Source organism: Candidatus Zixiibacteriota bacterium (genome assembly GCA_034439475.1).
Classification (GTDB): domain Bacteria; phylum Zixibacteria; class MSB-5A5; order GN15; family FEB-12; genus JAWXAN01.
The window spans coordinates 18,484-31,396 of sequence record JAWXAN010000023.1 but is presented as its reverse complement, the minus strand read 5'-3'; the positions used below and the strand labels follow the sequence as shown (position 1 = coordinate 31,396).

Annotated in this window: 13 protein-coding genes; 7 read left to right on the top strand and 6 right to left on the bottom strand. The window is 48.7% G+C overall.

Features of this window, described 5'->3' with window-relative positions:
- Positions 1-5: 5 nt before the first annotated feature.
- From SGI97_02785 to SGI97_02765, 5 genes are all read right to left on the bottom strand, one after another.
- Positions 6-1,157 (bottom strand): DUF6754 domain-containing protein, encoded by a 1,152-nt coding sequence (locus SGI97_02785; protein MDZ4722821.1) that lies wholly within the window; start codon positions 1,155-1,157, stop codon positions 6-8.
- A 137-nt stretch (positions 1,158-1,294) separates the two neighbouring features.
- Positions 1,295-1,948, bottom strand: coding sequence for a hypothetical protein (locus SGI97_02780; protein MDZ4722820.1), 654 nt, complete (start codon positions 1,946-1,948; stop codon positions 1,295-1,297).
- 61 nt (positions 1,949-2,009) lie between these two features.
- Positions 2,010-2,909, bottom strand: a complete 900-nt coding sequence (locus SGI97_02775) for a hypothetical protein (GenBank protein MDZ4722819.1) — start codon at positions 2,907-2,909, stop codon at positions 2,010-2,012.
- A gap of 2 nt (positions 2,910-2,911) precedes the next feature.
- Positions 2,912-3,586: a hypothetical protein gene (locus SGI97_02770; GenBank protein ID MDZ4722818.1), complete on the bottom strand. Its 675-nt coding sequence runs from the start codon at positions 3,584-3,586 to the stop codon at positions 2,912-2,914.
- Positions 3,587-3,658: 72 nt separating this feature from the next.
- Positions 3,659-4,954, bottom strand: a complete 1,296-nt coding sequence (locus tag SGI97_02765; GenBank protein MDZ4722817.1) for a DUF6754 domain-containing protein — start codon at positions 4,952-4,954, stop codon at positions 3,659-3,661.
- Between the two features lie 418 nt (positions 4,955-5,372).
- On the opposite strand from SGI97_02765, the gene SGI97_02760 reads away from it, so the two are divergent.
- The 3 genes from SGI97_02760 to SGI97_02750 are packed head-to-tail and all read left to right on the top strand — an operon-like array spanning position 5,373 to position 9,205.
- A complete protein-coding gene (locus SGI97_02760) occupies positions 5,373-7,220 on the top strand; it encodes a glutamate mutase L (protein ID MDZ4722816.1) in 1,848 nt (615 codons plus the stop codon).
- A 57-nt stretch (positions 7,221-7,277) separates the two neighbouring features.
- Positions 7,278-8,021 (top strand): hypothetical protein, encoded by a 744-nt coding sequence (locus tag SGI97_02755; GenBank protein MDZ4722815.1) that lies wholly within the window; start codon positions 7,278-7,280, stop codon positions 8,019-8,021.
- Between the two features lie 44 nt (positions 8,022-8,065).
- Entirely contained in the window at positions 8,066-9,205 is a 1,140-nt protein-coding gene (locus tag SGI97_02750; GenBank protein ID MDZ4722814.1) for a hypothetical protein, read from the top strand.
- Here SGI97_02750 and SGI97_02745 read toward each other — a convergent pair.
- Positions 9,202-9,441, bottom strand: a complete 240-nt coding sequence (locus SGI97_02745; protein ID MDZ4722813.1) for a hypothetical protein — start codon at positions 9,439-9,441, stop codon at positions 9,202-9,204. The two genes, SGI97_02750 and SGI97_02745, sit on opposite strands and share 4 nt — an antisense overlap.
- Positions 9,442-9,658: 217 nt before the next feature.
- Between SGI97_02745 and SGI97_02740 the strand changes: the two genes are divergently transcribed.
- The 4 genes from SGI97_02740 to tolB are packed head-to-tail and all read left to right on the top strand — an operon-like array spanning position 9,659 to position 12,842.
- On the top strand, positions 9,659-10,348 hold the full coding sequence (locus tag SGI97_02740) for a MotA/TolQ/ExbB proton channel family protein (protein ID MDZ4722812.1): 690 nt from the start codon (positions 9,659-9,661) through the stop codon (positions 10,346-10,348).
- A complete protein-coding gene (locus SGI97_02735; protein ID MDZ4722811.1) occupies positions 10,345-10,782 on the top strand; it encodes a biopolymer transporter ExbD in 438 nt (145 codons plus the stop codon). Before SGI97_02740 ends, SGI97_02735 begins: the two co-directional genes overlap by 4 nt.
- Positions 10,783-10,794: 12 nt before the next feature.
- Positions 10,795-11,508 carry a TonB family protein gene (locus SGI97_02730; GenBank protein ID MDZ4722810.1) on the top strand — a complete coding sequence of 238 codons (714 nt, stop codon included), beginning with the start codon at positions 10,795-10,797 and terminating at the stop codon, positions 11,506-11,508.
- A gap of 17 nt (positions 11,509-11,525) precedes the next feature.
- Positions 11,526-12,842, top strand: coding sequence for a Tol-Pal system beta propeller repeat protein TolB (gene tolB / locus SGI97_02725; protein ID MDZ4722809.1), 1,317 nt, complete (start codon positions 11,526-11,528; stop codon positions 12,840-12,842).
- Positions 12,843-12,913 lie beyond the last annotated feature (71 nt).

Here is a 12,913-nt window from a genome sequence, read left to right as displayed (position 1 = left end):
CTATCTCAGTTCCCGCTAAAAATGTTAGAAATATAGGCATGAAAGGCATCGATGGTCGAATTGCCCGATATTGCGGCTATTGTTGCGGCAAGTGCGCCAATAAAAATTGCCGCCATGGCGATTCCTTTGCCTATATCCTGTCCTTTAAGAGAACCAAGTTGTTTTGGTTCACCACTGAGATACGCCGACGCCGCAAATAGCTCTTCGCCTATTAATGTATAATCGCAGGCCGCAACGAAGAATGGGATTTGCGGAGGACGCGCTGTTCCGGCAATTTGAATAGCTCCGACTTGGTTTCCCATCTCAGCCAAAATGAGAGACTCTCCAAAAAACGCGCCAAGCAAAAACACGGTCGCCGGTTTTTCGCGAACCATGATGCCGTCGACTGCTGCCACATAACCGAACTGCTCATCGGTGATGTAACGCACCATATCATCATTATAAGCGTCCTGCCGACCGGCCTCGACATAAGCGGCTTTAATCGTTTCCCGGGCGGCGGTCATAACAAGAGAGCGCGAGACCGGAACATTCAGCTTGGTATCATAGTCGGCAACTATTCGCGCGACTCGTCCAAGAATTGTCACCGAAGCAATAGTCTCGACTTCGTTCATATCTTCGATTCCCGGAATGTACAGAATGGGACGTCCCATCTCGGTGGCACGGCCGATGGCATTGTCGATAGCCTCAAGTCCGGCAATTTTACGGACAAACAGTTTTTTGCCTCGCCGCGCTGTCTCAATAAATAAAACAATCGCTCCACCAATTACCACCGCCATGACAAAAAGCCAGGTCAAATCAAAGTTTATCCACTCCCGTTCAGGCGATATCGGGGCAGTCGAAATGGAAGTAGAAGTAGAGTTCTCTGCACGGGTTGTAATCGAGTAAGTGTAAATATGGCCCAGTGTTACTGTTTCATCTCTGAATGAATTTGCTCGAGGTAGAAGTTCTGCGATTTTTGACGGCACGCCGGAATCGACAGATTTATAGACTACGTAGCCGAGCACCCGGCTGTTGACAAGTTGATCGTCAAGCGATGGCACCCAGGTCAGATCAATAGCTTCGCCGTCATCATATTGGTGATCTACGGCAATGAGCGAAGTGACTGACGCGATTCGTGTCGAAAATGCAATCGAGTCCTCGACAGGTCTGGCCGGCATAGTCGAATGTTCAGGTACAATTTGGGCAAACGCCGACTCAGAAATAAGAATGACGAGAAGAAAAAGAGAGAACAGGGCACACAAAAGGAAACGAGATGTAACATACCGGCCCCCCGGCTGTCTCATCTGCTCAGGCACTAGTTAATCAACCCCAGCCAGTTGCCAAACAGAAAATCCATGCGGCCAATAAGCAGAGACATACGGCTCATCACGGTGTAACCAAACGATGCTCCAAATGTGACCATCAGAAAATAAATACCGATTCTGGCTGCGCCACCGAAGGCTCCCCGGTGCTCTTTGGAAAAGAAAAAATAAATAAGTCCCGTTATCACTCCGATGGCTATTACCAGCGTCCCGATTGTTTCAACCCACAGGATTGACAGAGAACTTGGGTCTCGTGTGATTACAGGCATAATTGTTGAAGCAACCTGATTGAGCGCATTAGACACAAAGTAAATCATCATATACAGCCCGGCTGTCGCGCCGACAATAAACGCCAGCGGCCAGCGCGCAATCCATCCGGCTTTGGAACTGAGGCGGAAGAGCATCATTATACCAAGCACGGCTCCCCCGATGAGCCAGTAATTTGGTTCTGCGTCTCCCTTCGGGACGATTCCTTCATACATCTTCTTATAGAGGTTGTCGAAATAATAGAGAATTGCCCAGTACCCGGCAGAGACGCCGATAAATATTGACTCGCACAGCTTATAGAACGGATTGTCTTTATATAGAAAAGAGAGTATGCCGATAGTCAACAACGCGGCGACCCAAACACCGAAATCTGTACTCATCGTCTTTTGCCGCCTTCTGTTGGCACATTAGTTTTCACACCGGCACAAAAAACATTCACAATCATACTGATTTCCTTCGAGTGGTGAAATAGGCCACATTTCCAATTATGATAAGCATAATGACAGTTGCATGGCCAAACATCTGCGAGAGCAAAAATGTGCTGGCTTTACCCGGTTCTTTCAAAGTCTTCTCAAACTCCGCCGCGCCAGTCATGCCGCCCATGAGACCCTGAAGCTGCCCAGCGCGCAGATAGGGATACATCTCTGGCGCCTGTACCGCAGTATTTCCAGCCCCAACCTTTGCGCCGAACCGATCGACTGCGATTTGAACCCACTCTTTACTCCCGGGCTTTCCAGACGAGAAGTCCATAACAAAATCGATATTGCTGAAATTGACTACATTCTGCAAAATTGGGATTTGATCATACGGTGTGCGACGGTCATCAGATGGAAACATCTGCTTGAAATTGTTACCCATCGACTGGATTACAAATTCATTCCCGGACTGAAAGCCCAGATTCACATAATCAGTCCCGTATTGTAGGTTTTTTGCCGCTATCTCAGTGTCCGCGAGTGCAACTGCAATGGCCTGATTTGCCTGCTGTGGACCGGCCGGCCAGAGTCCCATGATAATGATTTTAAAATCATGCTTAAAGGCATACTTCAAAAATGCAACCGCCATCGGTTGTAGCTCAGGAGCCGACTGCGGATCGTAGTCAAACGAGCAGAGAACTTTCGAGCCCGGCGACAGTGTTTGAATCGAACGATAAAGTTTCTGGACTTCGTCGGTATCAGGCAGAGGCGCGACCAAGTTCATAAAGAGCGGGGAAATTACCGCGATTGCTATATACAGAAAAACGATCCGTCGGCCTATCGGACGGCCTTTAACCGTTCTAAAGAATACATAGATGAGAGACAAACCGACAAGGATATTCAGACCGTATGCGAGATATTCAAGCATGCTTAAGCCCCTCCCACATGCGAACGCTCAACGCCGAGAATAACCCGAAGCGAACTTGAGACAATCCCAAGCGCGATACCAATCGCTATGGCGCGCTGACCTGCTGTCACCGGATATGACATAATCCACCCGGCAAAATGACTGAATATCGGGGTATCACTAAAAGATGAAGTCATCATATCAAAGAGCGGCACCCGTCCGCCCATTACAAAAAAAGCGGCGATAAGCAGGAGCGTTGCTTCGCGATTTCTGGCGCGAAAAGCGCGGTAGGCCGCTGATGCGACATAAAATGCAAGTATCGCAAACATCGTCGCGCCGAGCGGTGTAAAAATGCTCGTGAATATCCAATCAAAGGCCGTTCCAGGATCTCTGAATGAATACACCGGATCGGCATTCATGCCTCGATAGCCGCTTATCATGCCTACTGCAATTGTCGCAAACAGGCAGATGATAATTACCGAACTGTAGATCCAGTCATGCTCTTTCCTGTCTATTTTTACGATACTGACACGAATTAGATTGAGCACTCCCAGCCACACCGCGAAGGCCTGTACAATTGAGACCCAATCCCCAAAAATAGTCTCGGCTTCGCCAAATGGGAAGACTGGGATAAAATAGCTGATGGCAAAAACCAACCCTGCGACGGTCGTTATGATAAGAGGGACTTCGCGTTTCACTGCGAAACTCCTTCGCCATGTGAAAACCGACTGGCGGATGAGGGCTTTTCAATTCGATTTATCATAGTAGTTTCACTGCACCCGAAAAATATAACTTATGTTGTAATTAAAAAACGTTGCCAGAATTATCCCAACTATAATCGCCGTGAGAAAAAGGATCTTGCCCATATCCTGCCCTTTTAATGACCCAAGCTGGCGCGGTTCTCTCGAGAGATAGGCCGATGCCGCAAAAAGCTCCTCGCCCAAAAGAGTGTAATCGCATGCCGCAACAAAGAACGGCAGTTGGGTCGGCTCGCCGGTACCGGCAATCTGAATTGCGCCAGAAGCATTTCCAGTTTCGGATAAAATGAGCGATTCGGCAAAAAATGCGCCCATATAAAAAATTGCCGCAGGCTTTTCCCGCACTATCATCCCATCGACAGCGGCGGCATAGGCAAACTGTTCGTCTGTGATAAAATGAACCTGCGCTTCTTTGAATGAGTCGGGACGTCCCGCTCGTGAATAAGCTTCTTTCATTGTTTCACGGGCAGTGACCATAACTAGCGATTTCGAAACTGGCACTTCAAGCCATGTTTCACACTCGGCCGCCACCTGCGCCACACGGCCAAGAATCGCAATTCCGGCGATTGTCTGAACATCATTCATATCCTGAATGCCGGGCACAAAAAAGACCTTCTTCCCCATCTCGGTCGCTCGTCCGATTGCTTCCTCGACTGCATCAATACCGGCAATCTTGCGCACATAAATGGGCGCGCCTGATTTGGCTTTTTGAATGAAGTAGAGTATCGCCCCGCTTACTAAGAGAATGAGAACCAGCGCTATGGTCCGATTTTTGTTAAACCATTGAGCCGATGACGCCGCGGGACCGATAACCGCGGCCGGAGTCGCATGCACTGTCTGCTTTCCCTGATCGTCGATTGTCGCAGCAATGCAATCGATTCGATAGTAATACTCTATACCGTCTACTGTTTGGTTGTCTACAATCGATGTCGCACCACGCACAGCCTCGCCTAACTTTGTAAACTCGCCTGTGGGTGAGGTCGCGCGAAAGACCTCGTATCCAGTCACCGCTGAACCGATCGTGTCATCAGGAGAAACTATCCAAGATATTTCGAGCGCTCCGCCGCCATCGTTGGGATTGTCGCGGAATGTCATCCCAAGAGCCGGGCGCAGATAGGGCATGATCGAGACATCGCCTGGTGATACCATTGCTGTATCGCTAAATTGAGCGGAGTCCTGCGCAAAAGCATTCGTCGTCCCCAAGCTCGGGAAACAACACACGACCGCTATACTTATAATAAATGATAAAATGCGGAAGAGAATTGTCTGACTGGATGGGTTCTGTGATGTCCGGCGGTTGATGCTCACTATGTGCTTTCCTCTTGTCTATTGAAGTGTGCCGAGCCAGTCAGTTCTGGCACAGCATTATACTAAAAAGACGAATATCCCTGCCGGATGTCAAAACTTTTTTTCACCATGCTTACTCATCAAAAGCAACCTGTTTTTTATCTTTGTCAGACAACCGCGCCAATGTAGAAGCCAAACTGGCTCCAGTCAAGAGGAAAATACTGGGGACATGAACCCCGCCATTTTAACACCAGTCATTTTTTTCTTTGAATGATTTTCGCCCCGAGTTGAAAATCGTTGTGTTCCAAAATCCTTCTTTACAAGCCCTGCATACCATGTTATCATGACCGGCTAAACGGCGGTATGCGAAGCCGAGATTGCATTTCTTCTGTTGAAGATGCGATGACGAACAGCAGCGGAAAGTAAAAAAGAAAGTCCGATGGCAAAGTTTTCCAACCCAAACGATATAAAAGTCATTGTAGCCACAGACTGTGGCTCGACAACAACCAAAGCGATCTTAATCGAATTCCATAATGGCGAATACCGGCTAATGTCCCGAGGCGAAGCCCCGACCACAGTCGAAGCCCCATTCGAGGATGTGACAATGGGCGTACTTAATGCGGTCGGCGAACTCGAAGAGCTATCCGGTCGCAAGTTGCTCGATGAACAGGGACACTTCATTTCACCGGCAAACGGTAAAGTCGGAACCGATGTCTTTATCTCCACCTCCTCGGCTGGAGGCGGACTACAAATGATGGTGGCCGGTGTCGTGCGCTCCATGACCGCCGAGTCAGCCGAACGCGCAGCACTTGGTGCCGGGGCCATTGTCATGGACGTTATTTCATCAAATGACAAAAGACTTCCGCACCAGCAAATCGAACGCATTCGCCGGCTTCGTCCGGATATGATTCTACTCTCCGGAGGTATCGATGGCGGAACCACAACCCATGTGGTCGAAATCGCCGAACTTGTTGCCGCCGCCGACCCCCGCCCCCGACTTGGATCGAGTTACAAACTCCCGATTATTTACGCCGGTAACAAAGATGCCGCCAACTCTGTTAAAGACACGCTGGCAGACAAAGTTGACCTGCGTGTGGTGGACAATCTCAGACCGGTGCTCGAACGCGAAAATCTTGGTCCGGCCCGCGAAGAAATCCATGAACTATTCATGGAGCATGTCATGGCGCAGGCGCCCGGCTACAAAAAGCTCATGTCCTGGGCCGATGCCCCAATTATGCCCACCCCCGGAGCTGTCGGTCTTATCATCCAAACTATTGCAAATCAATTTAACATCACTGCCGTGGGAGTTGATATCGGCGGAGCTACGACCGATGTTTTTTCCGTCTTTCGTCCCGACGGCAGCACGCCGGTCTTCAACCGCACCGTATCGGCCAACCTTGGCATGTCGTATTCAATCTCAAATGTCTTCGCCGAAGCCACACTGCCGATGGTTATGCGCTGGGTTCCTTTCAAAATGGACGAGCGCGATCTCCGCAATCGTGTGAAAAATAAAATGATCCGCCCGACCACTATCCCTCAATCAATGGAAGAACTCGTTTTCGAGCAGGCTATCGCAAAAGAGGCCCTTCGCCTGGCATTTATTCAGCATCGAAGCTTCGCCTCCGAGCTAAAGGGCGTTCAGCAGCAGCGGACTATCGCCGACGCCTTCGAACAGTCTGCCTCGGGCGCATCCATTGTCAATATGATGAAACTGGATATGCTTATAGGCTCCGGCGGAGTCCTCTCCCATGCGCCGCGCCGTCAACAGTCGGCTCTTATGATGATCGATGCCTTCTCGCCTGAAGGCGTCACACGGCTTGCAGTCGACTCGATTTTTATGATGCCCCAGCTTGGCGTTCTGACCGAAGTTCAACCCAAAGCGGCGACAGAGGTTTTTGAAAAAGATTGTCTGATCCATTTGGGAACATGCATCGCCCCTACCGGAACATCAAAAAAGCCCGGACCGGTTATGAAATATACAATTGAGCTTCCCGGAGGAACGGTCACGGGAACACTTAATCATCTTGAGATGAAACTGATTAAACTCGGCATGCAGGACAACGGCCTGCCTCAAATGGCGAAGGCCAGCTTTGAACCTGAAGCCGGTTACGATGTCGGCGCAGGCAAAGGAAAGCGGCTCGATAAAGATATTCATGGCGGCGTTGTGGGCATCATTCTCGACGGACGCGGCCGGCCCTTTGACCTCTCATCGATAAGCGCCGACGAACGCGTTTCAAACCTTCGGAAATGGAATACCGAGCTCGATATTTATCCGGAGAAGGCCTGAATGTATGTCACATCGAACGAGCACTGATAAATCTATTACAGAATCCGGAGGAGTTTCGTGAATCGACTTTTGGCGTTAGTCTTCGGACTGACAATAATTTTATCTGTCGATGTTTTGGCAGAAAAACCATTCGTCTCCTTTAATGGAAAATTCTATTTCAACTATCCTGACAACTGGCAGCAGGTAGATTACAGAACAGTTGACTACTTCCTGTCGCAGGGACAGTCAAGCCAGCAAGCCTTCAACTACGAAGCGGTGTTTGCTCCTGACACACTCGGACCGTTCTTTGAACGCGAGTACCTGATTGTCACGCTCGATACTATCGGCATGATGAGCCAGCAGCGGATTGACTCTGTCCTTGGCGAATTAAATGACAACTTCGGTGATAAAGTTAAATACGCACCTGTCGGCAATTACATGACCGATCTGCGCTCGAACGCGCCCGTGTATGACCAGTCCACGCAGACTGTGTCTATCCTAACCGATGTTACAGACATCACCGACCAAGGCTCAGTCCTCAAAAAGAATCTGCTTGTACTCAAATTCTATGAACGCGGGATCGCAAACTTTTACTTCTATGCCTCGGATTCGATTTTTTCAACGCTCGCTCCCACATTTAAAAATATCGTTGCGTCGTTTTCGTCTGAAAATGTGGAATCCGCCACACCAAAAGAAACTGTCAAAATTGGCAATGTCGACGTCAAATCGAAGAAAAGCCCGATGTGGCTGTTTTGGGTTCCGATTGTCATTGTGCTTGGCGCATTGCTCGTTATTTTTAAAAAACGAAGACGGACGAGCTGATTTTTTCAAAATCTACCGCGAACTAAAACAGAAAGTAAAATAGAATGGCTCACTCATACACCCCCGGGCTCAAGGTCACCGACAAGCTCTTGGTTCAGAAGCACAGAATCCTTCCGCTTAAAGGTGATGTGCTCGTTAAAGTCGGTGACAGGGTGACCGAGGATGTTGTTGTCGCCCGTACCCTGCTCCCCGGAAACGTCGTCCCTATAAATGTGGCCAATAGTCTTGGCATTCCGCCGGAAGACATCGAACATGTCATGCTCAAAAAAGAGCGCGACCGGATTAGCGAAAAAGAAGTCATCGCCGCTACCAAGCCGCCATTCAATCTGGCCTTCTTAAAATTCATGTCTGGTTCATGCGCGGCCACAATCAATGGCACAATCGAATCAATTTCTCACGTTACCGGTCAAGTCCTTCAACGCGGTGAGCCGACCCCGGTTGAGGTCAAAGCCTATGTTCGCGGGGAAGTTACCGAAGTTTTTCCGCGCGAAGGTGTCGTGATAACTTGTGTGGCATCGTTTGTTCAGGGAATTTTTGGCATCGGAGGTGAAACGCATGGAGCAATTCACATGGCCGCCTCGTCCAACAGCATTGTTCTTTCCGAAGACTTAATTACCGCCGACCATAAAGGAAAGATACTTGTGGGAGGATCGCTCGTCACTGCGGGCGCGCTCAAAAAGGCCATTGCCATGGGCGTTAAGGGAATAGTTGTCGGTGGCTTCGACGACAAAGACCTTCGAGATTTCCTCGGGTATGATATAGGTGTGGCTATCACCGGCAACGAAGACATGTCCACCACCCTTGTGGTCACCGAAGGATTTGGCCAGATTAATATGGCCCAAAGGACCTTTGATCTTCTGAAAAGACTCGAAGGTCAAACCGCTTCAATAAACGGTGCCACCCAAATTCGCGCCGGAGTTATTCGTCCCGAAGTCGTTATTCCGGAGACAGGCAATGTCGACTTGAAATCCGCCAAGGTTGCAACGCTTGAAGGTATTACAATCGGTTCGCCGGTACGTGTTATCCGCCATCCCCATTTCGGTCGGCTTGGAAAAGTCATTGATCTTCCCTCTCCGCTGAGAAAACTTGAATCAGAATCAATGGCTCGAGTACTCGAAGTTGAATTCGATGGTGGCGGTAAAGCTGTTGTTCCGCGCGCCAATGTCGAAATGATCGAGAGTTAATCCCCTCCGATATAAACTGTCTCCACAGGCGTACCTTCAGTTCCGTCCGACTCGGCCGCATTTTTTTGTTGTGCGCTTTCATCGGCCGGATCAAGCCGCGTGCTGTCTTTGAGTTCCTCCGGATGCCCGGCGCCAGTCGACCCTTCTTTCGTATCTTTCTTTGAACCGACATCACAACCGGAATTGAAACAACCAATCAAAATCAGAATTATAATGGGAGGGTATTTTCTATTCATCTGTAATCCATTCGAAACCGTTGAACATTTTAGGTTCTTATGAAGAAAAATACATCCCATTGCGCGCAGATCAACTAAAAGAAACAGACAACCTCACACTCGGTCTGTTTTTGTTGACGATGGATAATGAAGTCTCCTATTATTGGCTTCCTGATGTTATCAAAACGCGTAACATCATGACAAATAAACTTTTAACTGTGAAGTACGTAAAAGCGATATGAATACATCAATCTGGCAGATTATCAACGATACTTCTACCTTTGGACTCTTCATTTTAATCATACTTGTCATTATGTCCTTAATCTCATGGACGGTTATTTTCAATAAATGGCGGGAGTTCTCCGGAATCTTTAATGACACTGAAAAATTTCTCCAACAATTTCGTCGCTCACGCTCACTGAATGATATCGTCGGCGCGGCCAAGACAACTAATCATTCCCCGCTTTCGTCTATCTTTCTCGCGGGTTTCGGAGAACTGAATGAACTTCGAAGCATGAACACCCAGGCGCCGGGTCTGCAACAAAACCGTATACAGTTAAGCGGTCATGATTTCGAAATTATTGAAATGACCATGGAAAGAATATCGACCGATGAAACGGTCAAAATGGAGCGAAGCGTGGTATTTCTTGCCACCACAGCAAGCGCGGCCCCGTTTATGGGACTGCTCGGAACAGTTGTCGGTATCATGGACGCCTTTTGGTCAATAGGCGAACGAGGCTCGGCCTCGCTTGCAATTGTCGCCCCCGGTATTGCCGAGGCCCTGCTTGCTACTATTGTTGGATTGGGCGCGGCTATTCCCGCCGTTATTGCCTATAACTGGGCGAATAATAAGATGAAGGGCATCAATGACCGATCCTTCAGCTTCATTCTTGAATTCATCGCTCGCGCTCGAAAGGAAGAGCGATGATTCGTCGTCCGCGCCACCGGGCATACCATGCCAATGCCGAGATAAACATCGCAAATCTTGTCGATGTTGTTCTTGTTCTGCTTATCATCTTCATGATCTCCGCGCCGTTGCTACAGTCGGGAATTGAAATAAACCTTCCGAAAACCCGCGCGGCGGTAACCGAAGAAGAAGCTCAAGGTGTCGTTCTCACCATCGACTCCAAAGGCGGCATCTATATAAATGACAAGTGGACGACTATGCCCGACTTTGAAAAAAACCTGAACGATGAGCTAAAACGTAAAAACACGCACGAGGTCTATTTGCGCGGCGATTCTGCGGTTGCTTACGGTGTCGCGATTGACGTTATCGGCCAGATGAAGGAAATGGGCATTGAAGCGATCGGACTTGTTACCACTCATCAGGAAAAGAAGCGCGCACAGAATCAACGGCGTTAGTCGGGACATGTCATGAAACGGGATATCCTTTTTTCAATAGCTTTTCATTCGACGCTGGTCGCGGCGGCCTTCTTTACACCCTCTTTTAATTTTCAGAAAAAACAGAATTTTGATGAAATTATCCGTGTGAATCTGACCAGTATGTCATCGCCTACTCCGGCCCAGCCCACCGCCGTTGCGGCTCCAAAAACCGAGGAGCCAAAGGTTGAGGCAAAACCGCCCGAAGAAAAAACTCCGGTCAAAACCGAGCCCGTGAAAAAACCCAAGACACCTGTGAAGAAACCCCAAAAAAAAGTCGAGCCCAAAAAAGAGCCGCCCAAAAAGACCGAGGCAGAAAAAGAAGAAAAAGAAACTGAAGAGCCTTCTGATAAATCCGAAGAATCAAAGACCGATGTGGAGTCGGCTCAGGGTAGTCCGTTCGCTGGCGCGACAGTTGATAACGCTAATTTCAACTATCCATACTGGTTTACCCAGACATTCAACAAAATTGCGAATAATATGAGAAATACCACCAACGTGGATAATCGCATTTTCTGCACAATTTACTTTCAAGTGCTTAAATCCGGACGGGTGATAGAGCTTCGTATTGAGAAATCGTCCGGATACCCTGATTTTGATGAGGCCTGTCTGGCAGCAGTCGAGAGATCGGCTCCATTCCCACCGTTACCCAATGACTTTATCGACGAAATTATCGGCATTACCCTTCCGTTCACAAATAATCAATGAGACAAAGGATTTTCTCCATGAAATGGAAACTCTATACGGTCATATTCGGAATAATCTTGTGTGCACAAAGTGGATTCTCTCAAAATACTGAGATTAGAAACATCTTCTTCGACACCATTCGAGCCGGAGATGTTCAGGTGACGCCTATTGGTGTCGATGACTCGCGATATATCGGCGCAAGTATCATCAATTCCGATGACTCCACCCTGATGCGCTACATCGCCGATGTCATCCGCCGCGATATCGACTTTTATTCCGATTTTGCCCTGGTTCCGATAGACAGCTTTTATCTCAAAACATACGAAATCGAAGAGCTTGACTTGCTTGGCTGGATGCGGCTCGGCGCTAAATATCTTGTTCGCCTCGAAGTCGAGTTCCCCGGCCCGAATATGCGCATCTATTGGCGGCTTTCTGATGTCATGTCAAAAGCGCAAATTGCCAAAGGACAAGTCGAAGACAACAGGACATTTTGGCGCGAACTGGCGCATGACATTTCAAATGAAATCGCCCGCACCTTAACCGGCGATGCCGGTATTTTCCGCACCCAGATTGTTTATGTCAGAAAAATACGTAACGGAAAAGAATTGTTTGTCTCAGATTACGATGGCGCGAATGAACGCCAATTGACCAAAAACGGCTCAATTAATCTCTCCCCTTCTTTTGCCCCAAACCTCGAAGATGTCTATTTCACGAGTTTCATGGACGGAAACCCACATCTCTATCGGGTCAACATTCAATCAGGCAAAACCACAAAAATTGCCTCGTATCCCGGAATCAATGCCGCTCCATCGGTTTCGCCCGATGGAAATAAAATCGCCTGCGTGTTGTCCAAAGACGGAAATTCGGAGATTTATCTGCTTGATACTTCAGGCAAAATTATCCAGCGGCTGACAAACAATGCCGCCATTGAGTCGGCGCCGTCTTGGTCGCCCGATGGCCGAATGATCGCCTTTACCTCCGACAGAACCGGCACACCACAAATCTATGTAATGGACTCCGATGGCTTTAATGTCAAGCGTTTGACCTATGAAGGCGGCTACAACGACTCCCCCCTGTGGTCGCTTCGCGGCCAGCGTGTGACCTTCGTCAGCAGAACCAAACAAGGCAGATTTGATCTGGCATCGATCAATACCGATGGAACAGATTACCGGGTATTAACTCAGCTCGGCATGAACGAAAACCCCCATTTTGCGCCCGATGGCAAACATATCGTGTTTACCTCGTCACGCTTAAGCGGCAGCGATATTTACAGTATGGACCTGACCGGCCGCAACCAGCGGAGAGTCACACGAAGCGGCGATGCCTCAAACCCGACTTGGGGCCCCATTCGCTGAAGAAGCCAAATTATACAAAATCAGTGTGGATTTAGAGGTAATTCCAAATCGGAATGCATTGTTAAAAGCCT

Coding starts and splice junctions, on each gene's coding strand:
- SGI97_02785 (MDZ4722821.1), bottom strand. CDS start 1,157: ATGCCGGCCAGACCTGTCGAGGACTCGATTGCATTTTCGACACGAATC.
- SGI97_02780 (MDZ4722820.1), bottom strand. CDS start 1,948: ATGAGTACAGATTTCGGTGTTTGGGTCGCCGCGTTGTTGACTATCGGC.
- SGI97_02775 (MDZ4722819.1), bottom strand. CDS start 2,909: ATGCTTGAATATCTCGCATACGGTCTGAATATCCTTGTCGGTTTGTCT.
- SGI97_02760 (MDZ4722816.1), top strand. CDS start 5,373: ATGGCAAAGTTTTCCAACCCAAACGATATAAAAGTCATTGTAGCCACA.
- SGI97_02750 (MDZ4722814.1), top strand. CDS start 8,066: ATGGCTCACTCATACACCCCCGGGCTCAAGGTCACCGACAAGCTCTTG.
- SGI97_02745 (MDZ4722813.1), bottom strand. CDS start 9,441: ATGAATAGAAAATACCCTCCCATTATAATTCTGATTTTGATTGGTTGT.
- SGI97_02740 (MDZ4722812.1), top strand. CDS start 9,659: ATGAATACATCAATCTGGCAGATTATCAACGATACTTCTACCTTTGGA.
- SGI97_02735 (MDZ4722811.1), top strand. CDS start 10,345: ATGATTCGTCGTCCGCGCCACCGGGCATACCATGCCAATGCCGAGATA.
- SGI97_02730 (MDZ4722810.1), top strand. CDS start 10,795: ATGAAACGGGATATCCTTTTTTCAATAGCTTTTCATTCGACGCTGGTC.
- tolB (MDZ4722809.1), top strand. CDS start 11,526: ATGAAATGGAAACTCTATACGGTCATATTCGGAATAATCTTGTGTGCA.